Source organism: Massilia sp. Root418 (genome assembly GCF_001425265.1).
Taxonomy (GTDB): domain Bacteria; phylum Pseudomonadota; class Gammaproteobacteria; order Burkholderiales; family Burkholderiaceae_D; genus Rugamonas.
Window position 1 is genome coordinate 1264626 of sequence record NZ_LMEC01000020.1, and the last position, 22225, is coordinate 1286850.

At 64.1% G+C, this 22225-nt stretch carries 16 protein-coding genes, 2 rRNA genes and 1 pseudogene (1 of these 19 running past the window's edge); 10 read left to right on the forward strand and 9 right to left on the reverse strand.

The genetic code is table 11. The features are described from left to right. The 7 genes and pseudogenes from ASC94_RS33785 to ASC94_RS17980 form a co-directional block, all read left to right on the forward strand. Positions 1 to 237 (forward strand): annotated as a pseudogene (locus ASC94_RS33785) (chemotaxis protein); the annotation flags it as partial. A gap of 8 nt (positions 238 to 245) precedes the next feature. After that, the gene (locus tag ASC94_RS17955; RefSeq protein WP_056397719.1) at positions 246 to 773 is read left to right on the forward strand and encodes a chemotaxis protein CheW; all 528 of its coding nucleotides are present in this window, start codon (positions 246 to 248) and stop codon (positions 771 to 773) included. Then, entirely contained in the window at positions 770 to 2110 is a 1341-nt protein-coding gene (locus tag ASC94_RS17960) for a protein-glutamate O-methyltransferase CheR (RefSeq protein ID WP_056397722.1), read from the forward strand. The genes ASC94_RS17955 and ASC94_RS17960 overlap by 4 nt, the downstream gene beginning before the upstream one ends. Next, entirely contained in the window at positions 2107 to 2790 is a 684-nt protein-coding gene (locus tag ASC94_RS17965; RefSeq protein ID WP_056397724.1) for a chemotaxis protein CheW, read from the forward strand. The genes ASC94_RS17960 and ASC94_RS17965 overlap by 4 nt, the downstream gene beginning before the upstream one ends. After that, positions 2787 to 5198, forward strand: a complete 2412-nt coding sequence (locus tag ASC94_RS17970) for a hybrid sensor histidine kinase/response regulator (RefSeq protein WP_056397725.1) — start codon at positions 2787 to 2789, stop codon at positions 5196 to 5198. Before ASC94_RS17965 ends, ASC94_RS17970 begins: the two co-directional genes overlap by 4 nt. Then, positions 5195 to 6214 (forward strand): chemotaxis-specific protein-glutamate methyltransferase CheB, encoded by a 1020-nt coding sequence (gene cheB, locus ASC94_RS17975; RefSeq protein WP_056397728.1) that lies wholly within the window; start codon positions 5195 to 5197, stop codon positions 6212 to 6214. The genes ASC94_RS17970 and cheB overlap by 4 nt, the downstream gene beginning before the upstream one ends. 17 nt (positions 6215 to 6231) lie before the next feature. Next, a complete protein-coding gene (locus tag ASC94_RS17980; protein ID WP_056397731.1) occupies positions 6232 to 7245 on the forward strand; it encodes a diguanylate cyclase in 1014 nt (337 codons plus the stop codon). Positions 7246 to 7352: 107 nt separating this feature from the next. Here the strand turns inward: ASC94_RS17980 and murB are convergent, their stop codons facing one another. Then, positions 7353 to 8381, reverse strand: a complete 1029-nt coding sequence (gene murB, locus ASC94_RS17985; RefSeq protein ID WP_056397736.1) for a UDP-N-acetylmuramate dehydrogenase — start codon at positions 8379 to 8381, stop codon at positions 7353 to 7355. Between the two features lie 151 nt (positions 8382 to 8532). Between murB and ASC94_RS17990 the strand changes: the two genes are divergently transcribed. After that, the gene (locus ASC94_RS17990; protein ID WP_025595779.1) at positions 8533 to 9018 is read left to right on the forward strand and encodes a YajQ family cyclic di-GMP-binding protein; all 486 of its coding nucleotides are present in this window, start codon (positions 8533 to 8535) and stop codon (positions 9016 to 9018) included. A 94-nt stretch (positions 9019 to 9112) separates the two neighbouring features. Beyond that, positions 9113 to 10372: a nitronate monooxygenase gene (locus ASC94_RS17995; RefSeq protein ID WP_056397740.1), complete on the forward strand. Its 1260-nt coding sequence runs from the start codon at positions 9113 to 9115 to the stop codon at positions 10370 to 10372. A gap of 108 nt (positions 10373 to 10480) precedes the next feature. Here ASC94_RS17995 and ASC94_RS18000 read toward each other — a convergent pair whose 3' ends face one another. The 5 genes from ASC94_RS18000 to ASC94_RS18020 form a co-directional block, all read right to left on the reverse strand. Next, on the reverse strand, positions 10481 to 11419 hold the full coding sequence (locus tag ASC94_RS18000) for a hypothetical protein (RefSeq protein ID WP_056397744.1): 939 nt from the start codon (positions 11417 to 11419) through the stop codon (positions 10481 to 10483). Positions 11420 to 11482: 63 nt separating this feature from the next. Next, positions 11483 to 12241 (reverse strand): phosphatase PAP2 family protein, encoded by a 759-nt coding sequence (locus ASC94_RS18005; RefSeq protein ID WP_056397745.1) that lies wholly within the window; start codon positions 12239 to 12241, stop codon positions 11483 to 11485. Further along, on the reverse strand, positions 12234 to 13871 hold the full coding sequence (locus ASC94_RS18010) for a phosphoethanolamine transferase (RefSeq protein ID WP_229417313.1): 1638 nt from the start codon (positions 13869 to 13871) through the stop codon (positions 12234 to 12236). The genes ASC94_RS18005 and ASC94_RS18010 overlap by 8 nt, the downstream gene beginning before the upstream one ends. Positions 13872 to 13968: 97 nt before the next feature. After that, positions 13969 to 15231, reverse strand: a complete 1263-nt coding sequence (locus tag ASC94_RS18015) for a HAMP domain-containing sensor histidine kinase (protein WP_307718843.1) — start codon at positions 15229 to 15231, stop codon at positions 13969 to 13971. Then, positions 15215 to 15904: a response regulator transcription factor gene (locus ASC94_RS18020; protein ID WP_056397749.1), complete on the reverse strand. Its 690-nt coding sequence runs from the start codon at positions 15902 to 15904 to the stop codon at positions 15215 to 15217. The genes ASC94_RS18015 and ASC94_RS18020 overlap by 17 nt, the downstream gene beginning before the upstream one ends. Before the next feature lie 136 nt (positions 15905 to 16040). On the opposite strand from ASC94_RS18020, the gene ASC94_RS18025 reads away from it, so the two are divergent. Beyond that, positions 16041 to 18356 (forward strand): glycogen-debranching protein, encoded by a 2316-nt coding sequence (locus ASC94_RS18025; RefSeq protein ID WP_056397753.1) that lies wholly within the window; start codon positions 16041 to 16043, stop codon positions 18354 to 18356. 175 nt (positions 18357 to 18531) lie between these two features. Here the strand turns inward: ASC94_RS18025 and ASC94_RS18030 are convergent, their stop codons facing one another. From ASC94_RS18030 to ASC94_RS18040, 3 genes are all read right to left on the reverse strand, one after another. Continuing rightward, entirely contained in the window at positions 18532 to 19242 is a 711-nt protein-coding gene (locus ASC94_RS18030; protein ID WP_056397757.1) for an autoinducer binding domain-containing protein, read from the reverse strand. A 69-nt stretch (positions 19243 to 19311) separates the two neighbouring features. Next, positions 19312 to 19424 (reverse strand): 5S ribosomal RNA (gene rrf / locus ASC94_RS18035). Between the two features lie 231 nt (positions 19425 to 19655). Beyond that, positions 19656 to 22225, reverse strand: a 23S ribosomal RNA gene (locus ASC94_RS18040); it runs 209 nt beyond the window's last position.

Genomic DNA, 22225 nt, shown 5'->3' on the forward strand with positions numbered 1-22225 from the left:
CTCTCGGGCGTGATGGTGCAGGTGCAGAAACTGGCGCCGCAGTTCGACGCCGTGCTGCAGGGCATGCAGTCGCAGTCGGTGGGCGCGCAGCAGATCACGGAAACCATGATGCAGCTGAACGACGCCACCCAGCAGACCGTCGAATCGCTGCGCGCCACCAGCGAAGCGGTGCACCAGCTGCAGTACGCGGCCGGCGACCTGCAGGCCAGCGTGGCCAATTTCGCCGTCACGGTGTAGGGCGCGCCATGAAACTGCTGGTCTTCCACATCGGCCCCGACCGCTATGGCCTGCGCCTGGGCGCGGTGCAGCGCGTGCTGCCGCTGATGGACCTCAAGCGCCTGCCCCTGGCGCCGCCCGCCGTGGCCGGGCTGATGAATTTGCACGGCCGCACGGTGCCGGTGATCGACCTGGCCCGCCTGGGCGGCGGCGCGCCCAGCGCGGAACACGTGGATACCCGCATCGTGGTGGTGGACTACGCCGCGCCGGACGGCAACGAGTACGCATTGGGCCTGCTGGCCGAACGCGTGGTGGGCGTGCAGGACGTGGCCGAACGCGCGCTGGGCGACAGCGGCGTACAGGCGGCGCCCTTCCTGGGCGAGGTAGCGGGCGACAGCCAAGGCATCGTGCAGCTGGTGGAGCCGCAGCGGCTACTGCCGCCCGACCTGCGCGCCGCGCTGTTCCAAACCGGCGGCGCAGCCGGCTCAGCCAGCCTGGCCAGCGACGCCAGCCCAGACAGCGCAGGCCGCCAAGACGGCGGGGACGGCGCGCCATGACTGCCCGCGCCATGCTGCGCCGGGCGACCGGCCTGACCGTCTCGAAGTCGGCGGCCGACCGCGCCGTCCGCGAGCGCATGGAGATTACCGGAGAGACCGACCGCGAACATTACCTCGCCGCCTTGACGCCGGCGGAACTGGGCGAACTGGTGGAACTGGTGGTGGTGCCGGAATCGTGGCTGTTCCGCGATCCGCAAGCCTTCCAGGTGGCCGTGCAGTTCGTGCAGGAGCGGCTGGCGCGCCAGGCTGCCGGCGCCCCCGCGCGCCCGGTGCGCATCCTGTCGGTGCCCTGCGCCGGCGGCGAGGAACCCTATTCCATGGCCATGGCGCTATGCGACGCGGGCGTGCCGGATAGCGCCTTCACCATCGATGCCTACGACCTGAGCGCCGCCTGCGTGGCCCGCGCGCGCAGGGGCGTGTACGGCCGCAACGCCTTCCGCGCGCAGGATCTGGCTTTTCGCGAACGCTACTTCAGCAGCGCCGGCAACGAGGACTACCTGATCAGCGACGCCATACGCGCACAGGTGCGCTTCAGCCAGGGCAACCTGCTGGAGCTCGATGCGCGCGGCCGGCGCTACGACATCATCTTTTGCCGCAACCTGCTGATCTACTTCGACAAGCCCACCACCAAGGCCGCCATCGAGCGCCTGGCGGCACTGCTGGCGGACGACGGCATCCTGTTCGCAGGCTATGCCGAAGTGCCGTCCATCGCGCACCACGGCTTCACGCCGCTGCCGCACCGGCAAGCGTTCGGCCTGAAAAAGGACACCGCCCAGGAGGTGCCGCCGGCACTGCCGGTGCCGCCGATACCGCCGAGGCCACTGTCGCGGCAGCGACCCGCTGCCGGTGCCGCCGCGCAGCCTTTCAACGCCGGACAGCGCACGCCCGCCAGCGCGCCAGCGCCAGGGCCGTCTGCGGCCCCGGCCCGGAATGCGGCCCCCGGCACGCGCTTGAAAGCGGCGGCCGCCGCGGTCAAGACCGCCACCGCGGCGCCGTCCGCCGCCGAGCTGCTGGTGCGCGCGCGCCAGCTGGCCGACCGCGGCCAAAGCAAGGAAGCCGCCGAGGCCTGCCGGGACGTCCTCGCCGCAGCCCCGGAAACGGCAGGCGCCTACTTCATCCTCGGCATGCTGAGCGACCATGCCGGCCAGCCGGCGCAAGCCGAGGAGCACTGGCGCCGTTGCGTCTACCTGCAGCCGGACCACTACGAAGCGCTGTGCCACCTGGCGCTGCTGGCCGAGCAGTCCGGCAACAGCAGCGGCGCCGCCGCCTTCAAAGCCCGCGCCGCGCGCATCTACCAGCGCCAGCAAAACAACCGCACCGTCAGGGCCGAATCATGATGACCATCGCCGAACAATCCATCCAGGACATCAACGACTGCTGGAACCGCATCGGCGTTGCCGGCGACCATAGCTGCGAAAAGCTGCAGCAGTTCGTCCACTGCCGCAACTGCGACGTCTACGCCGGTGCGGCGCAGCGCAACCTGCAGCGGCCGGTCGATGCCGCCTACAAGCAGGAATGGGCCGCCCATTTCCGGCAAGCCGAAGACAACCGCGTGCAGCTCGACAGCTCCTGCCTGGTGTTCCGCATCGGCCGCGAGTGGCTCGCGCTGCCCACGTCCGTGTTCCTGTCGGTGGCCCCGCAAGCCACGCCGCACCGCCTGCCGCACCGCAATGCACGCGGCCTGGCCGGCGTGGTCAACGTGGGCGGCAAGCTGTATCCCTGCATCTCCCTGGCCGCCATGCTGGCGGTGGACGAGACCGAGGAAGTGGCCCGCACCGGCCGCCACACCTTTGCCCGCCTGTTGCTGGTACAGTGGGAAGGCCAGCCCTATGCGCTGCCGGTGGCAGACCTGCACGGCCTGCTGCGCTACGCCTCGGCCAGCGTGCAGCCGCCGGCGGCCACCATCAACAAAGGCCTGTCGCGCTTCCTGACGGGCGTGATCAGCCATGACGGCATGCAGATCGGCTGCCTGGACGCCGGCCTGCTGGGCTACCAACTTGCGAGGACGCTGCGATGAGCCAGGACAGTAATGGCGACCTGAGCCAATTTTCCATGCAGGAGCTGTTCCGCATGGAGGCGGACGCGCAGACCGTGATCCTGACCGACGGCCTGCTGGCCATGGAGCGCCACGGCGGCGACGCGAACGCGGTCGAGCCCATGATGCGCGCGGCCCATTCGATCAAGGGTGCTGCTGCCATCGTCGGCCTGGACGTGGTGGTGCAGCTGGCGCACGGCATGGAGGATGCCTTCATCGCCGCCCAGCACGGCAAGCTGAACCTGACACCCAACCGGGTGGACGCGCTGCTGGCCGGCGTGGACCTGATCCTGCAGGTTTCGCGCCTGGACGACAGCGGCGTGGCGCCGTGGCTGGCGGCCAATGGCGCGCAGATCAAAAAGACCATGGACAGCATCCTGGGTATCGCTTTCCTGCCCGAGCCGGTGGCCAGCTATGCCGCTCCGCCGGCACCGTCCGCGCCGCTGCCTGCGGTCCCGGCGCCGCCTGCGCGCCCCACGCCGGCGCCGACGCCACCCGACATCGCCGCGCTGCTGGGCGACATGGCCGCCGCCGAAGCCCTGGCGGGCACCGCAGGCGCCCTGCCCGCTGCAGGTGCAGCGGAAACTGCCGGTGCTGCCGGTCCCGCAGCGCCAGAGCCGGACGAAACCGCCAGCATCCCCGGCACCCGTGTCATGGCGCCCATGAAGACCGCGCAGAACTTCGACCGCCTGCTGTCGCTGGCCAGCGAATCGCGCATCAACGCGCACCAGATGCATCCCATCCTGCAGGCCATGCAGCGCTTCAAGCGCAACCAGGCCAGCCTGTTCACCGTGATCGAACAGCTGCACGAAGCCGTCGCCAGCAGCACCGACGCCGGGCTGAAAGAGAAATCGCTGCTGGCCCTGCAAAAAACCCAACCCCTCAAGCAATTCGTGCTGGAGCAGATCGCCGACTTCGAGAACTGGGAACGCCGCCTGATAAGTGTGTCGCAGAACCTGGTCGATGAAGTGCTGGCCCTGCGCATGCGGCCCTTCCGCGACGGCGTGCAGCACTTCCCGCGCATGGTGCGCGACCTGGCGCGCAGCCTGGGCAAGGACGTCCAGCTGCGCATCGCCGGCGAGGATACGCTGGTCGACCGCGACATCCTGGCGAAGATCGAAAGTCCGCTCAACCACATGCTGCGCAACGCCATCGACCACGGCATGGAGCCGGCCGCCGAACGGGTGGCGCTGGGCAAGCCGGCCACCGGTTCCATCACGCTTGAGGCGCGCCACCGCGCCGGCATGCTGAGCATTGAACTGAGCGACGACGGACGCGGCGTGGACCTGGAAAAAATCCGCCGCACCGTGGTCGAGCGCAAGATGGCCAGCGCGCCCATGGCCGCGGCCATGTCGCAGGCCGAGCTGCTGGAGTTCCTGTTCCTGCCCGCCTTCAGCCTGAAGGAGAACACCACCGAAATCTCCGGGCGCGGCGTGGGCCTGGACATCGTGCACGACACCATCCGCCAGCAGAACGGCACCGTGCGGCTGGAGTCCGAACAGGGCCGGGGCTTCCACAGCTACATCACCCTGCCGCTCACGCAATCGATCGTGCGCGCGCTGGTGGTCGACATCAAGGGCGAGGCCTATGCCATCCCCATCGTGAAAGTGGAGCGCGTGATCAAGGTGCCGCAGTCCGACATCCACACGCTGGAAAACAAGCAGTTCTTCGACCACGGCGGTGAACACCTCGGTCTGGTGTCGGCCGCGCAGGTGCTGGAGCTGGGCGACAGCAGCGCCACCGAGGCCGAACTGCCGGTGGTGCTGATCGGCACCGGGGCGCGCCGCTACGCCATGGTGGTGGACGCGATACGCGGCGAGCAAAGCCTGGCGGTGCAGGCCATCGACCCGATCTTCGGCAAGATGCGCGACATCTCCGCCGCCGCCCTGCTCGACGACGGCGAGCCGGTGCTGATCCTGGACGTACCGGACCTGCTGCTGTCGATCGACAAGCTGCTGCACGAAGGCGGCCTGCACCAGCTGGCGCGCGGCAACCGCGGCGAGCGGCGCCGCATGAAGCGCATCCTGGTGGTGGACGACTCGCTCACCGTGCGCGAGATGGAGCGCAAGCTGCTGGTGGGACGCGGCTTCGAAGTGGACATCGCCATCGACGGCATCGACGGCTGGAACGTGGTGCGCAGCGGCGAATACGACCTGGTCATCACCGACGTGGACATGCCGCGCATGGACGGCATCGAACTGGTCAACCTGATCAAGAAAGACCTGCACTTGCACACCCTGCCCGTTATGATCGTATCCTACAAGGACCGCCCGGAAGACCGGGCGCGCGGCATGGCCGCCGGGGCCGACTACTACCTGACCAAAGGCAGCTTCCACGACGAGACCCTGCTCGACGCCGTGGCCGACCTGATAGGGGACGCGCGCAAATGAAAATCGCGATTGCCAACGATGTCGCCATGGCGGCCGAAGCGCTGCGCCGGGTGGTGGCCAGCACGCATGAACACCAGGTGCTGTGGATCGCCCGCACCGGCGTGGAAGCGGTGCGCATGTGCGCGGAAAACCGGCCCGACCTGGTGCTGATGGACCTGAACATGCCGGAACTGGACGGCGTGGAAGCCACCCGCCAGATCATGGAGCAAAGCCCGTGCGCCATCCTGGTGGTGACCGGACGGCCGCAGGACAACGTCAACCAGGTGTTCCGCGCGCTGGGCGCCGGCGCGCTCGACGTGACCGCCACCCCCATGCTGCAGGGGAAAGCCGGCGGCGCCGCCGAGCTGCTGGCCAAGATCAAGACCATGGACAAGCTGATACGCCACAGCGGCGGCAGCCAGGCCATGCAGCCGCGCAGCGCGGCGCCCGAACGCAAGGAGGCGCCGGTGACCAAGCTGGTGGCGATCGGCGCCTCCACCGGCGGGCCGCTGGCGGTGTCGAAGATCCTGGCGGGCTGGCTGCCGCCGCCCGGCTGCGCCATCGTGGTGGTGCAGCACATCGACGAAAACTTCGCCGAACATTTTGCCAAGTGGCTGGGCGAACAGCTGCAAATGCCGGTACGCGCCATCGAGCACGGCGACGAACTGGCGCCCGGCACGGTGCTCATCGCCAAGAGCAACGACCATCTGATACTGGATAAAGACTACCGCCTGGGTTACGATGCTGCACCGAAGGACTATGCCTACCGTCCTTCGGTGGATGTATTCTTCCGCTGCGTGGCGCAGCACTGGCGCGGCGACGCGGTGGGCGTACTCCTGACCGGCATGGGCCGCGACGGCGCAGAGGGTTTGCTGGCCATGCGCCGCGCGGGCCACACCACCATCGCCCAGGACCAGGCCAGCAGTGCGGTATATGGCATGCCGCGCGCGGCGGCCGAGCTGGATGCAGCCCAGATGGTGCTGCCGTTAGATAAGATCGGCCCCATGCTGCGCAACACCACCGGCAGCCGGGGCTAGCAACCAAGAGAGCATCAATGTCCGAAAGCTTTTCCGTTCCAGCAGACCTGGAACCTGGCCTCACCGCCTTCAAGGTGCGCGTCCTGCTGGTGGACGACCAGCTGATCATCGTCGAGGCGGTGCGCCGCATGCTGAGCGACCAGCCCGACATCGAGTTCCATTACGTGACCGACGCCACGCTGGCGCAGCAGACCGCCGCCCAGCTGCAGCCCACCGTGATCCTGCAGGACCTGGTGATGCCGTCGGTGGACGGTTTTGCGCTGATCCAGGCTTACCGCGCGGACGAGCTGACGCGCCACGTGCCGGTGATCGTGCTGTCGGCCAAGGAAGACCCCAAGCTCAAGGCGCACAGCTTCGCCGTGGGCGCCAACGACTACATCGTCAAGCTGCCGGACAAGCTGGAGCTGCTGGCGCGCGTGCGCTACCACTCAAGCGCCCACATCAGCCGCCTGCAGCGAGACCAGGCTTTCCGCTTCCTGCGCGAGAGCCAGAAGAACCTGGCCGACGCCAACATCGAACTGCAAAAGCTGGCCGCGCTGGACGGCCTGACCGGCATCGCCAACCGGCGCCGCTTCGACGAAACCATGGCCGTGGAATGGCAGCGCGGCCAGCGCGAGCGGCAGCCGCTGTCGCTGCTGATGTGCGACGTGGATTTCTTCAAGATCTACAACGACACCTTCGGCCATCTGTCCGGCGACCTGTGCCTGAAGAAGGCTGCCGCCGTGCTGACCGAGCACCTGAAGCGCCCGGCCGACCTGGCGGCGCGCTACGGCGGCGAGGAATTCGCCATCCTGCTGCCGGACACCCGGCTGGAAGGCGCGCTGGCACTGGCCGAATCGTGCGTGCGGCACCTGGAAAAGCTGGCCATCGAGAACCCGCAAGCGGCCCCCTACTGCGTGGTCACCATGTCGGTGGGCGTGGCCAGCGTGGTGCCGTCGCCGCATTTCAGCATCGAGGAATTAATCGAAAGCGCGGACCGCGCGCTGTACGCCGCCAAGAAGGGCGGGCGCAATTGCGTGGCCGCAGGCTAAGCCCGGCGGGTTACGCGCCAGGCGCTAACCCGCCCTACGCCCACCTGGCCCCGCACCGTAGGGCGGGTTAGCGCATCGCGCGTAACCCGCCGCGCACCGCCACCGCCTCACACGAACACCGGCTCCGGCTCCAGCAGCACGCCGTAACGCGCCTGCACATCGTCCTGGATCGCCTGCGCCAGGCGCTGCACCTCGGCGCCGGTGGCGCCACCACGGTTCACCAGCACCAGCGCCTGCTTTTCATACACGCCTGCCGCGCCCAGGCTGCGGCCCTTCCAGCCGCACTGGTCGATGAGCCAGCCGGCCGCCAGCTTCTCGCTGCCGTCGGCCTGCTGATGGTGCACCAGCGCCGGAAACTGCGCCAGCAGCTGCGCGCACTGCGCGCCGCTCACCACCGGATTCTTGAAAAAGCTGCCCGCGTTGCCGATGTCGGCCGGGTCCGGCAGCTTGCGGCGCCGCACGGCAATCACCGTGTCTGCGACCTGTTGTGCGCTGGGCGCGTCCAGCCCCTGCGCCGCCACCGCCTGCGCCAGCTCCGCGTAGCGCAAATTGGGCTGCCACGCGCGCGGCAGGGCGAAGGTGACGTCCACCACGATCAGGCCGCGCCCGGCTTCCTGCTTGAACACGCTGTCGCGGTAGCCGAAGCGGCAGTCGGCCACGTCCATGACCACCAGCTGGCCGCTGGCCGGATCATAGGCCGTCAGGCTGTGGAAATAGTCTTTGGTTTCAGCGCCGTACGCGCCGATGTTTTGAATCGGCGCCGCGCCCACCGTGCCCGGAATCAGCGACAGGTTTTCCAGCCCGTCCAGCCCGTGCGACAAGGTCCACTGCACGAACTGGTGCCAGTTCTCGCCGGCCGCCGCGCGCACATGGTGGTGCGTGGCCGTGCCCTGCAGCACCTCCCTGCCCTGGATCGCGATATGCAGCACCAGGCCGGGGAAGTCGCCGGTGAGCAGCAGGTTGCTGCCGCCGCCCAGCACCAGGCGCGGCTGCGCGGCCAGCGCCGGTTCGGCCAGGGCCGCCTGCAGCTGGTCCGCCGCGGCCACCCGCAAATACGTGGCGGCGCGGGCGTCTATGCCGAAAGTGTTAAGCGAACGGAGGGAGAAGTCGTGACAAAGGTGTAGGTTCGAGTGCATAGCCGAGTAGATATTTTGGTCGATTATAGTGCGAAAGTGGGAAAATCACGGCAAAACGACCGAGCGTTCGGCCGGTTGTCCGTTAAAATGGCACATCTTTTTACGCGGCGCCGCAGCATGGGCGCCACCGCATTAATTAAAGGAAAGCAACATGCCGTCGTTTGATGTAGTCTCCGAAGCCGATATGATCGAAGTGCGCAATGCAGTCGACCAGGCAAAGAAGGAAATCACCACCCGTTTCGACTTCAAGGGCAGCAGCGCCAATGTCGAACAAAAGGAAGCCGAACTGACCGCCTACGCGGACTCGGACTTCCAGCTGACCCAGGTCAAGGACGTGCTGATCAACAAGCTGGGCAAACGTAATGTGGACGTGCGCTTCCTCGACGAGGGCAAGATCGAGAAGATCGGCGGCGACAAGGTCAAGCAGGTCATCAAGATCAAGAACGGCCTGGAGACCGAGGCTGCCAAGAAGATCACCCGCATCATCAAGGATAGCAAGATGAAGGTGCAAGCCAGCATCCAGGGCGAGTCGGTGCGCGTGACCGGCGCCAAGCGCGACGACCTGCAGGCGGCCATGGCCATGCTGCGCAAGGAAGTCAAGGATACCCCGCTGGAATTCAACAACTTCCGCGACTGAGCTTCCGGCACCTCCCCTATCCGACCCGGTGCGCTCGGCCGCACCAAGCCGCGGGCCGCTCCGGCCCGGCGGCGCCACGTAGTTAAGGACTGCAATGAAACGAGTAGACGACTTCCGCCTGCGCTTTGGCGACAAGGAATACGTACCCATCATGATAGGCGGCATGGGGGTGGACATTTCCACCTCCGAGCTGGCGCTGGAAGCGGCGCGCCTGGGCGGCATCGGCCACATTTCCGACGCCATGGTGGAAGACGTATCGGACCGCAAGTTCGACACCACCTTCGTCAAGGACAAGACCAAGCTCTACAAGTACAACATCTTTAACATGGACAAGGCGGTGGTGCAGTTCGACCTGGAACGCCTGGCCGACGCGCAGCGCCGCCACATCGGCGCCACCATGGCAGCGAAAAAAGGCCCGGGCCTGATTTTCGTGAACTGCATGGAAAAGCTGACCATGAACGGCCCCAAGGAAACCCTGCGCACGCGCCTGAACGCGGCGCTGGACGCGGGCATCGACGGCATCACCCTGTCGGCCGGCCTGCACTTCGGCTCCTTCGCGCTGATGGCGGACAACCCGCGCTTCCGCGAGGCCAAGCTGGGCATCATCGTTTCTTCGGTGCGCGCGCTGCAGATCTTCCTGCGCAAGAACGCCAAGCTGGACCGCGCGCCGGACTACGTGATCGTGGAAGGTCCGCTGGCCGGCGGCCACCTCGGCTTCGGCATGGAAGACTGGAAAGACTACGACCTGCACACCATCGTGGCGGAAGTGCTGGCCTACCTGAAGAATGAAAACCTGGACATCCCCGTGATCGCGGCGGGCGGCGTGTTCACCGGCAGCGACGCGGTCTCCTTCCTGGAGGCGGGCGCGGCCGGCGTGCAGGTGGCCACGCGCTTTACCGTGACCAAGGAATGCGGCCTGCCGGACAAGGTCAAGCAGGAATACTTCAAGGCCAGCGAGGAAGACATCATCGTCAACGGCGTGTCGCCCACCGGTTACCCGATGCGCATGCTGAAGAACACCCCGGCCATCGGCGCCGGCATCCGCCCGGGCTGCGAATCCTACGGCTACCTGCTGGACGCCACCGGCAACTGCTCCTACATCAATGCCTATAACCGCGAAGTGGTCGCCAACGGCGGCAGCGACAAGGGCATCGCGGTAATGGACAAGACCTGCTTGTGCACCCACATGCGCAACTTCAACTGCTGGACCTGCGGGCACTACACCTACCGCCTGAAGGACACCTCGCACGTGAAGGAAGACGGCACTTACCAGCTGCTGACCGCGGAGCACGTCTTCAAGGACTATCAGTTCAGCACCGACAACCAGGTTGCGCTGCCGAAAAAAGAAGCCTGAGGCGACTCACGGCGGGTTACGCAGCTGCGCTGCCAACCCGCCCTACAAAACCAACCGGCGCCGCGTCGCTTTACGTAGGGCGGGTTAGCGCAGCGTAACCCGCCAGGCTCAGCCCTCGTGCGTAATGCGCGTGATCAGCGCGCCCAGCACCTCGTCCGCGCGTTCATTGTCCACCTGGCAGGTGCCGGCGTTTTCATGTCCGCCGCCGCCGTATTCCAGCATCAGCGCGCCGATATTGGTCTTCGACGTGCGGTTCAGGATGGATTTGCCGGTGGCGAACACCGTGTTCTGGTTCTTCAGCCCCCACAGCACGTGGATGGAGATGTTCGTCTCCGGGTACATGGCGTAGATGATGAAGCGGTTGCCGGCGTAGATGGTTTCTTCCTTGCGCAAGTCCAGTACCACCAGGTTCTGGTGGATGGTGGCGCAGCGGCGGATCTGGTCCTTGCACTTCTCGCTGTGCTCGAAGTACAGCTCCTTGCGTTCCTTCACGTCCGGCAGTTCCATGATCTGTTCGATCGTATGGTTCTTGCAGTAGTCGATCAGGTCCATCATCAGGTTGTAGTTCGAGATGCGGAACTCGCGGAAGCGGCCCAGGCCGGTGCGCGCGTCCATCAGGAAGTTCAGCAAATCCCAGCCCTGCGGGTTGAGCACTTCATCGCGATTGAACTGGGCCGAGTCGCCCTTGTCCACTGCCGCCATCATGCCGTCCCAGGAGGCCGGGAAGGCTTTCAGGCCGCCGTAGTAGTCGTACACCACGCGCGCGGCAGACGGCGCCTCGGGGTGGATGATGTGGTTGGTCCGTTCGCCGGTATTGCGGATGGTTTCCGACAGGTGGTGGTCGAATGCCAGGTGCGCGCCCGCCACATAGGGCAGATTGGTCGTGATGTCCTTGTCACTGATGGCGATTTTGCCGTCTTGCATGTCCTTCGGGTGGACAAACAGGATGTCGTCGATCATGTCCAGGTGTTTCAGGAGCACTGCGCATACCAGGCCGTCAAAGTCGCTGCGGGTTACCAGGCGAAATTTTTTTGCTTCAGCAGACATGGGATACCTTTTCGTTGGGTGACATGATGAATCATACAACCCAACTCCCCGGCTTGCCCAGAATTATGCGGCGGCCCCGGCAGCCTGCATGCCCTCTTTGGCGGCAAGCCAGGCCTTGTGCGCGGCCAGCAGCGCGGCCAGCACGGCGCAGGCAATCCACATCGACCACAGCGTGTGCGTGAGGAAATGGGCACCGCGCATCTGTTGCATCCAGCCCACGGCGCCGCCCAGGCCCAGCGCGCCCAGCGCTACGGCGCCCGCCTTGCGCGGGTCGTGCGGCAGCCAGAACACCGCCAGGCCCACCAGCCATAGCGCACTGGAGGCGTGGCCACCCGGCAGGCAATGGCCGGCCTCCACCCAGCGCGGCATGTGTTCGAGCAGCCGGTAATACGGCTGGTAGCCGCCGTAGCGCTCCAGGTCCCACGGGCAGTGCGAACGGCTGGCGCGTTTCAGCATGGACGTGAGCAGGGGCACCAGGATCACGCACAGCGACAGCAGCCGCACGCGCAGCCGCCACCACAGCGGCAGGCCGCCGCCCGGCGGGCCGATGCGCCGCGCCAGTTCGTCCCAGGCGCAGGCCGCCAGCGGCACCGCGCCCAGCAAGGTCAGCGCGGTTTTCAGGATGCCGTGGCTGAAGCGTTCGGTCAGCCAGGCGTGCTGCCAGGGGAATTCATGGATGTGGAAGTCGAACATCAGGTCGGCCAGCATCAGGTCCGCGTTGCCGGCCCCCAGCAGCAGGATCGCGCAGGCCGTCCCGGCCAGCGCCCATGCCGCGCGCCGCAGCGCGGACCAGCCCAGCAGTTCGCCGTGCAGCCTAGCCATGGGTGCAGGCGTTGAACATGTCCAGCGCCGGGTTGTAGACGGCGGTGCTCACGTCCAGCATGCCCAGCACGGAGTGGAACACATTGTCGTGCGAGAAGGACTGGCTGGTGCGCGCCGCCATGCAGCCGCGGGCGATCTTGAAGCGCTCGGCGTAGCGGTCCGAGAACCAGAGCATGAAGGGGACGCGGCGCTGCTCGGGCGGCGAAATGATGTAGGGTGCACCATGCAGATACATATTCTTCTCTCCCAGCGATTCGCCGTGGTCGGAGAAGTACATCATGCCGGTGTCCACGCCGTCGTCGGCGCTGCTTTGCCGCAGCAACTTGATCAGCTTGTCGAGGAAATAGTCGGTGTACAGAATAGTGTTGTCGTAGGCCGCCGTGATCTGCTCCTGCGTGCACTTTTCAAGCTCGTTGGTATTGCATACCGGGCCGAATTTGCCGAAACCGGGCGGGTAGCGTTTTGCATACGCTGGACCATGACTGCCCTTCTGGTGCAATACGATGACCAGGTCATTTTTCGCGGTCCGGATCAGCTCAGGCAGGCGCTCCAGCAGCTTCTCGTCGTAGCACTCTTCGCTGTTGCACAGCGGGTCGCCGGCCACGGGCTCGGACCAGTCCTCGTAGGCCACGCGGGCGCAAGTGCCCTTACAGCCGGAGTTATTGTCCCGCCATATCACGTCGAAGCCGGCGTGCTTGAGGACGTCCAGCAAGCCTTCCTGGCCATGGGCCTTGGTATCGGAATAATTTTCCCGGCCCAGCGCGGAAAATACGCAGGGCACCGAGACCGCCGTGGCCGTGCCGCACGACGACACATTGCTGAAGTTGAGCAAGCCCGGCTGCTGGGACAACAGCGGGTTGGTGTTGCGGCCGTATTTGTTGAGCGAGAAGTTCATGGCGCGGGCAGTCTCGCCCACCACCAGCACGGTGACGGTGCGGTGCGCCTGGTCTGCCCAAGTCACGCCCTTGGCGGCATCGCGTCCCAGCGGCGCCACCACTTGCGGCTTGGCCCACTTCTGTTTGAGGAAGCCGTTGGCGGCCTGGATGTAGTTGGTGGGCGTGAGCAGGAAGCGCAGTTCGCGGTGCTCGCGCACGGCCGGGGCATAGGTCTTGAAAAACAACAGCAGGATGCCGGCCGCCAGCAGCAGCGAGCCGGCCACCACGCCGGCGTTGGTCAGCAGGTGGCGTCCGCGCGGCGCGAAGGTCAGCCTGGTGCGGGCCACCAGGATGGCGGGGAGCACGCCCAGCAGGCCAACGGTCAGCAGCATCTTCATGCTGAACAGTTCGCCGGCTTCCCGCACATCGGTCTCGACCACGTTCTGGATCATCGCCTTGTCGATCTGCGTGCCGTACTGGTTCATGAAGTAGGTGGCCGCCGAGGTGGCCAGCAACAAGGCAATGACCACGGGCTTGATGACAAAACGGTAGTTGACCAGGCTCAGGCAGGCGTTAAACGCCAGCACCAGGAGCAGAAAAGTGGCCGCCAGCATAGGCAAGTTGCTTATGCTAAAACCGCCGGTGGCGACCAGGAAGCGCTGCCAGAAGCTATTGTTGTACGCGGCCACCAGAAAGACAGAGGCGGCCAGGGTAAACACGGGCGCGCGCAGGCGCGGTGCAAAGTTGAGGGTCACTCGGTTTTTCCAAGGTGCATGGCTATAGACCATGCCACTTTAGCCAAGCACCTGTCAAGCGCGCGTCAGCCCCCTGTTAGGAAAGCGTTAAATCCGCCTAGCGGGCGCTAACTTCCGCGAACCGGATCACAAAAATGCTGCCGCCGCCCGGCCTGTCGTGCAGCAGCAGGCTAGCACCCAGATAGCTGCAGATGCGGCGCACGAGCGCCAAGCCCAGTCCGGTGCCGGACGAACCGCTGCCCCCGGCCGACGGCACGCCGCCTGCCCCCTGGCTGCCGGCTTCCAGCGCCGCGCGCACGGCTGCCGGCAAGCCCGGCCCGGTGTCTTCCACGCTCACGCTGCGCTCCCCCAGGCGTACGGTGACTGTGCCGCGCTCGGTGTACTGGCAGGCGTTGCGCACCAGGTTGCCGATCGCGCTCATGCACAGCTCGCGCGGCGCGCTGACGACAAAGCTGCCGGCACCGCCATCGAACTCCAGCCGCACCGGCCGCGCGGCTACCAGGCTCTGATAGCGCTCGGTCTCGCCGCGCGCCACCTGGCCCACATCCACCTCTGCTTGCTCATCCAGCTGCGGCGCGCGCGCCAGCAACAGCAGCACGGTCACGCATTCGGCCGCTTCCTGCGCTGCGCGGTAGATGCGCGCCGCCTGCGCATAGCCGGCGCTGCCCTCGCCCTGCGCCATGATGACTTCCGCCGCGCCCATGATGACGGTAAGCGGACTGCGCAGCTCGTGGCTCACGTCCCCGGTGAAGAAGCGCTCGCGCTCCAGCACGTCGCGCAGCTGGGCGGTGTGGGCCGCGAACGCGCGCGCCAGCACGCCCAGCTCGTCCTTGCGTTTCTGCGAAGGCAATTTAGGGTGGTCTGCCAGCACCGCCTCGGCGAGGTCGGTAATCGGCGTGACCAGCCGGCGCGCCACGTAGCCGCCGAGGAAATAGGAGAACAGCAGAAAGCCGATGAAGCCGATGGCGAACACGGAATACACCACCAGCTCCACTTTTTCGTAATCGCTCTCATGGTCCACCGCCACGTAGTCGCCCATCTCGTCGTGCCCGGCCAGCACGTGCAGGCCCACGCCGTCCACGGTCTTTTCCTGCACCCCGGGCGGCAAGCCGCGCAGCGACTGGGGAATGTCGACGTTGCGGTGGAAGCTCAGGCCGGCCGGCATTTCCACCGGCAAATTGCCTGCCTGGCGCGGCGCAGCCCATTCGGCCACCTCGCGCAAGCGGTTGTCGACCAGGTGCTCCTCGATGCCCTCCACCGCAAAGGCGGCGATCAGCGCGAAAAACAGCACAAAACCGAAGGAATACAGGGTGTACGCGACAACGATATGGCGCCGCAGGGAGTTAGACGCCGTCATCATGGCTCACCAGTTTGTAGCCGATGCCGGGCACGGTGCGCAGCATGGCAAAGGGAAAAGGCTTGTCCAGCGCCTGGCGCAGCGCGTGCAGATGGGTGCGCAAGGCGTCGCTGTCGGGGCGGTCCTCGCCCCACACTTCCTGCTCCAGCGTTTCGCGGGGCACCAGCCGTGGCGCCTCCCGCATCAGGCAGCGTAGCAGCACGTAGCCGGTCTTGGTCAGCGCCAGGGGCCGGCCGGCGCGGGTGGCGGTATAGGTGCTGGTATCGAAGCTCAGCTCGCCCACCCGCAGCACGGCGGCAGCCGCGTGCGTCCCCTTGGCGCGCCGCACCAGCGCCTTCAGGCGCACGTCGAGTTCCACCAGCGAGAACGGCTTGACCAGATAGTCGTCCGCGCCGGCGTCGAAGCCGGCCACCTTGTCGGCCAGGGTGTCGCGCGCCGTCAGCATCAGCACCGGGGTCGCGTCGTTCAGCTCATTGCGCAGTTTCTGGCACAGCTCCACACCGTTCAGCCCCGGCAGCATGACGTCCAGCACCACGGCGTCGTACTGGTGCTGGCTGGCCAGTCCCAGCCCGGCATAGCCATTCACCGCCGAATCGAGCACGTAGCCCTTGGGTTCGAAGAATTCGTACAGGTTGGCGACAATGTCGGGATTGTCTTCGATGATGAGCAGGCGCATGCGCGTATTCTAACTTCAGCCTTGGATGTAATGAAACTACAACACAGATAGAAGCTTGCGTTGACGCTCCCCGTGTACGAGCGTACATTTTTACAGCCGCACAGTAGTAAAAATACATATAAACAACGGAGACCTCATGAAACTACGCCGCACCGCAAGCGCCGCCCTGGCCGCGCTCGCGCTATCCGCACTGGCCGCTGCCACGCCCGCGCCTGCCTTCGCCGCCGTCAATGCCAGCCAGCTGGGCGCCGCCTATGACGCAGGCAAGACCAGCATCAACTTCCGCCTCTATTCCAGCCGCGCCTCCCGCGTCGAGCTCTACCTGTACAGCACCGCCACCGGCACGCAGGAAAAAGCGCGCCTGGTGCTGACCAAGGGCGCCGGCGATATCTGGAGCGCCAACGTGACGGCAGCCGCGCTGGCCGGCTACGGCATCAGCGGCACGGTCTACTACGGCTACCGCGCGTGGGGCCCGAACTGGCCCTACAACGCGGCCTGGACCAAGGGTTCGGCCAGCGGTTTCATCAGCGACGTGGACGCGGCCGGCAACCGCTTCAACCCGAACAAACTGCTGAGCGACCCGTACGCGCGCGAGCTGAGCCATGATCCCACCACCCCGGCCATGGGCGACGGCACCATCTACGCCAGCGGCCCCCTGTACCGCAACATCGACAGTGGCACCTCGGCGCCGAAAGGCGTGGTGCTGGCTGGCGACACCCAGTCCACCGGCAGCAAGCCCACGCGCGCGCTGAAGGACGACATCATCTACGAAGCCCATGTACGCGGCCTGACGAAAAACGACGCCAGTATCGCCGCCGCCTACCGCGGCACCTACAAGGGCGCCAGCCTGAAGGCGGCATACCTGGCCAGCCTGGGTGTCACAGCGGTGGAGTTCCTCCCGGTGCAGGAAACCCAGAACGACACCAACGACGTGGACGCCACCAGCACCACCGGCGACAACTACTGGGGCTACATGACCCTGAACTACTTCGCGCCCGACCGCCGCTATGCCGCCGACAAGACGCCCGGCGGCCCCACCCGCGAATTCAAGGAAATGGTGAAAGCCTTCCATGACCAGGGCATCAAGGTGCTGATCGACGTGGTCTACAACCACACCGGCGAAGGGGGCGCATGGTCCGGCAGCGACACCAGCACCTACAACATCCAGAGCATGCGCGGGCTGGACAACCCCACCTACTATTCGCTCACCAGCGACATGCAATCGTCCTGGGACAACACCGGCGTGGGCGGCAACTACAACACCCGCAACCCCATCGCCCAGAACCTGATCATCGATTCGCTGGCCTACTGGCGCGACACCCTGGGCGTGGACGGCTACCGCTTCGACCTCGCTTCGGTGCTGGGCAATACCTGCGAACACGGCTGCTTCAACTTCCTGAAGACCGACAGCGGCAACGCGCTGAACCGCATCGCGGCAGAACTGCCGCCGCGTCCGGCTGCAGGCGGCAGCGGGGTGGACCTGATCGCCGAGCCTTGGGCCATCGGCGGCAACTCCTACCAGGTGGGCGGCTTTCCGGCCGGCTGGTCCGAATGGAACGGCCTCTACCGCGACATGCTGCGCCAAAGCCAGAACAAGCTCGGCTCGGTGGACGTTACCACCGGAACCATGGCCACCCGCTTCGCCGGCTCCAGCGACCTATACGGCGATGACGGCCGCAAGCCGTGGAACTCGGTCAACTTCGTCACCGCGCACGATGGCTTCACGCTGAAAGACCTGTACAGCTGCAACAGCAAGAACAACACGCAGCCCTGGCCTTACGGCGTGAGCGATGGCGGCGAGGACAATAACAACAGCTGGGACCAGGGCGGGGTTGCGGCCGACCAGCGCAAGGCCGCGCGCAACGGCCTGGCGCTGATGATGCTGTCCGGCGGCGTTCCCATGCTGGTGGGCGGCGACGAGGCGCTGCGCAGCCTGAACTGCAACAACAACCCCTACAACCTCGATTCCAGCGTCAACTGGCAGGGCTGGAGCTGGACCACGGACCAGAGCAATTTCCAGAACTTCAGCAAGGGCATGATCGCCTTCCGTAAAGCCCATCCGGCGCTGCGCCCTGCCAACTTCTACTCGGCCGTGGACAACAACGGCAATGTGATGGAACAGCTGCGCTGGTTCAAACCGAATGTCCAGGTGGCGGACGCCGCTTACTTCGGCGACGCGGCCAACCACGCCATAGGCTGGCGCATTGACGGCAGCGAATTCGGCGACAGCGCCTCGGCCATCTACGTTGCCTACAACGCCTGGAGCGCGCAAGTAAACTTCGTGTTGCCATGGCCGGGCGCCGGCAAGATTTGGTATCGCGTGACGGACACCTGCGGCTGGGCCGAAGGCGCCTCGCAGGTGCGGGCTCCGGGCAGCGAAGACGTGATCGGCGGCGAAAATACGTCCTACGGCCTGTGCGGACGCGGCACCCTTGTGCTGATTGCCAAGTAAGGCGGCCCTCCCCTACCTGGGCTACCCCAGGTAGGTGGACAGGCCGATGCTGAGCACCGCGAACGCTTTCCCCGCCAGCAAGGCCAGCGCGCACATCAGCAATTCAGCGGAATTTGTTTGGGAATCCATGCCCGCCATTAGACGCGATTGCGCGGCGGAAAATAACTGTCAAGATTTACAGTAGACGCAGCACGGCGGCCTTGACCGCCGCGGCCGTCTTGTTCGCCGCGCCGAGCTTGCCGACCGCGTTAGTCAGGTGAAAGTTGACGGTGCGCTCGGAGATCCCGGTAATTTGCGCGATTTCGCCCGAGGTCTTGCCGTCCGCCGTCCAGCGCAGCATTTCACACTCACGCGCGGTCAGTTCCGGTAGTGCCGCCTGGGCGTGTACCGGCTGGCCGGCCGCCAGGCGCGCCATGCCGGCCTGCGCGGCATGCGCCAGCCATGTCATGTAGGGCGCCTTGAGCGCCAGTTCGGCTGCGGATAGTTCGTCGTGGGTACGCGCCAGCGTCAGCATGCCGACCGCGCCCTGCGCATCGCAACTGGACTGTGCCCAGCCTACCCTCAAGCCGTGGCCGCGCGCATCTTCCCACAACGGCAGGTTGGGACTGAACAGCTCCTCGCTCCACACAGCCGGCGGCACCGAGCGCAGGGCGTGTGTCACGGTCGGGTCGCTGGCCAGGTAATTCTGTTCGGCATAGCGCTGCTGCCACGCGCTGGGATAACTGCTATGCATGACGACACGCGGATTCGACAGGGGCAACGGCAAGCGCATGCCGAACGCACAGTAGTCGAAGCCCAGCGACTGCGCCGCGCCGGACACGGCAGAGAGCAAAGCCTCGCCGCTGTCGGCCTCGGCCAGCGCCTGTGTCATCTCATCCAATTTCATGCCGCAAAGCATAGCAGAAAACGCAAAAAAGCCCACCAGGATCACCTGGTGGGCTTCTTCATATAACTAGCCTGACGATAACCTACTTTCACACTGGTTGCAGCACTATCATCGGCGCAAAATCGTTTCACGGTCCTGTTCGGGATGGGAAGGGGTGGGACCGATTTGCTATGGTCATCAGGCTTTGACTTGTAGCTTTGCGGCGCTTKRGCGCCGCAACAGCAAAATTTGGAAGAATTCAGATTTATTATGTAGCGATTGCGTATCAACTACGCACAACATGCGCACTTCTCGCCTAYAACTTATCAATGTTATAGGGACAAGCCTTACGGGCAATTAGTACTGGTTAGCTTAATGCATTACTGCACTTCCACACCCAGCCTATCAACGTCCTGGTCTCGAACGACNGTTATAGGGACAAGCCTTACGGGCAATTAGTACTGGTTAGCTTAATGCATTACTGCACTTCCACACCCAGCCTATCAACGTCCTGGTCTCGAACGACCCTTCAAGGAGCTTAAAGCTCCGGGAAATCTCATCTCAAGGCAAGTTTCCCGCTTAGATGCTTTCAGCGGTTATCTCTTCCGAACTTAGCTACCCGGCAATGCCACTGGCGTGACAACCGGTACACCAGAGGTTCGTCCACTCCGGTCCTCTCGTACTAGGAGCAGCCCCCTTCAAATTTCCAACGCCCACGGCAGATAGGGACCAAACTGTCTCACGACGTTTTAAACCCAGCTCACGTACCACTTTAAATGGCGAACAGCCATACCCTTGGGACCGGCTACAGCCCCAGGATGTGATGAGCCGACATCGAGGTGCCAAACTCCCCCGTCGATATGAACTCTTGGGAGGAATCAGCCTGTTATCCCCAGAGTACCTTTTATCCGTTGAGCGATGGCCCTTCCATACAGAACCACCGGATCACTATGTCCTACTTTCGTACCTGCTCGACTTGTCGGTCTCGCAGTTAAGCACGCTTATGCCATTGCACTATTAGCACGATGTCCGACCGTACCTAGCGTACCTTCGAACTCCTCCGTTACACTTTAGGAGGAGACCGCCCCAGTCAAACTGCCTACCATGCACTGTCCCCGATCCGGATYACGGACCAAGGTTAGAACCTCAAACAAACCAGGGTGGTATTTCAAGGTTGGCTCCACGAGAACTGGCGTCCCCGYTTCAAAGCCTCCCACCTATCCTACACAGATTGGTTCAAAGTCCAATGCAAAGCTACAGTAAAGGTTCATGGGGTCTTTCCGTCTAGCCGCGGGTAGATTGCATCATCACAAACACTTCAACTTCGCTGAGTCTCGGGAGGAGACAGTGTGGCCATCGTTACGCCATTCGTGCAGGTCGGAACTTACCCGACAAGGAATTTCGCTACCTTAGGACCGTTATAGTTACGGCCGCCGTTTACTGGGACTTCAATCAAGAGCTTGCACCCCATCATTTAATCTTCCAGCACCGGGCAGGCGTCACACCCTATACGTCCACTTTCGTGTTTGCAGAGTGCTGTGTTTTTATTAAACAGTCGCAGCCACCAGTTTATTGCAACCCTTTCGCCCTACTGAAGTAAATCAGCCAAGCTACCGGGGCGTACCTTTTCCCGAAGTTACGGTACCAATTTGCCGAGTTCCTTCTCCCGAGTTCTCTCAAGCGCCTTAGAATACTCATCTCGCCCACCTGTGTCGGTTTGCGGTACGGTCTCGTATGACTGAAGCTTAGAGGCTTTTCTTGGAACCACTTCCGATTGCTACGTGAACAAGTTCACTCGTCCCACTCCCTTGAATTRCGCRCCCGGATTTGCCTAAGYGCCTTCTATGAAGCAGAAACTGCCTATTCCAACAGGCAGACAACCTTCCGCGATCCGTCCCCCCATCGCATCATACGACGGTGCAGGAATATTAACCTGCTTCCCATCAGCTACGCATCTCTGCCTCGCCTTAGGGGCCGACTCACCCTGCTCCGATGAACGTTGAACAGGAAACCTTGGGCTTACGGCGTGGGGGCTTTTCACCCCCATTATCGCTACTCATGTCAGCATTCGCACTTCTGATACCTCCAGCATCCTTTACAAGACACCTTCGCAGGCTTACAGAACGCTCTCCTACCATATGYAYAARTRCATATCCGCAGCTTCGGTGACTGGCTTAGCCCCGTTACATCTTCCGCGCAGGACGACTCGATCAGTGAGCTATTACGCTTTCTTTAAATGATGGCTGCTTCTAAGCCAACATCCTGACTGTTTTAGCCTTCCCACTTCGTTTTCCACTTAGCCAATCTTTGGGACCTTAGCTGGCGGTCTGGGTTGTTTCCCTCTTGACGCCGGACGTTAGCACCCGACGTCTGTCTCCCAAGCTCGCACTCATCGGTATTCGGAGTTTGCAATGGTTTGGTAAGTCGCGATGACCCCCTAGCCATAACAGTGCTCTACCCCCGATGGTGATACTTGAGGCACTACCTAAATAGTTTTCGGAGAGAACCAGCTATTTCCAAGTTTGTTTAGCCTTTCACCCCTACCCACAGCTCATCCCCTAATTTTTCAACATTAGTGGGTTCGGTCCTCCAGTGCGTGTTACCGCACCTTCAACCTGGCCATGGGTAGATCACTTGGTTTCGGGTCTACACCCAGCGACTGGCGCCCTGTTCGGACTCGATTTCTCTACGGCTCCCCAATCTGGTTAACCTTGCCACTGAATGTAAGTCGCTGACCCATTATACAAAAGGTACGCAGTCACGGAACAAGTCCGCTCCTACTGTTTGTATGCACACGGTTTCAGGATCTATTTCACTCCCCTCCCGGGGTTCTTTTCGCCTTTCCCTCACGGTACTGGTTCACTATCGGTCGATTACGAGTATTTAGCCTTGGAGGATGGTCCCCCCATATTCAGACAGGATTTCTCGTGTCCCGCCCTACTTGTCGCATACTTAGTTCCACACATCGCATTTCGTGTACGGGGCTATCACCCGCTATGGCGCT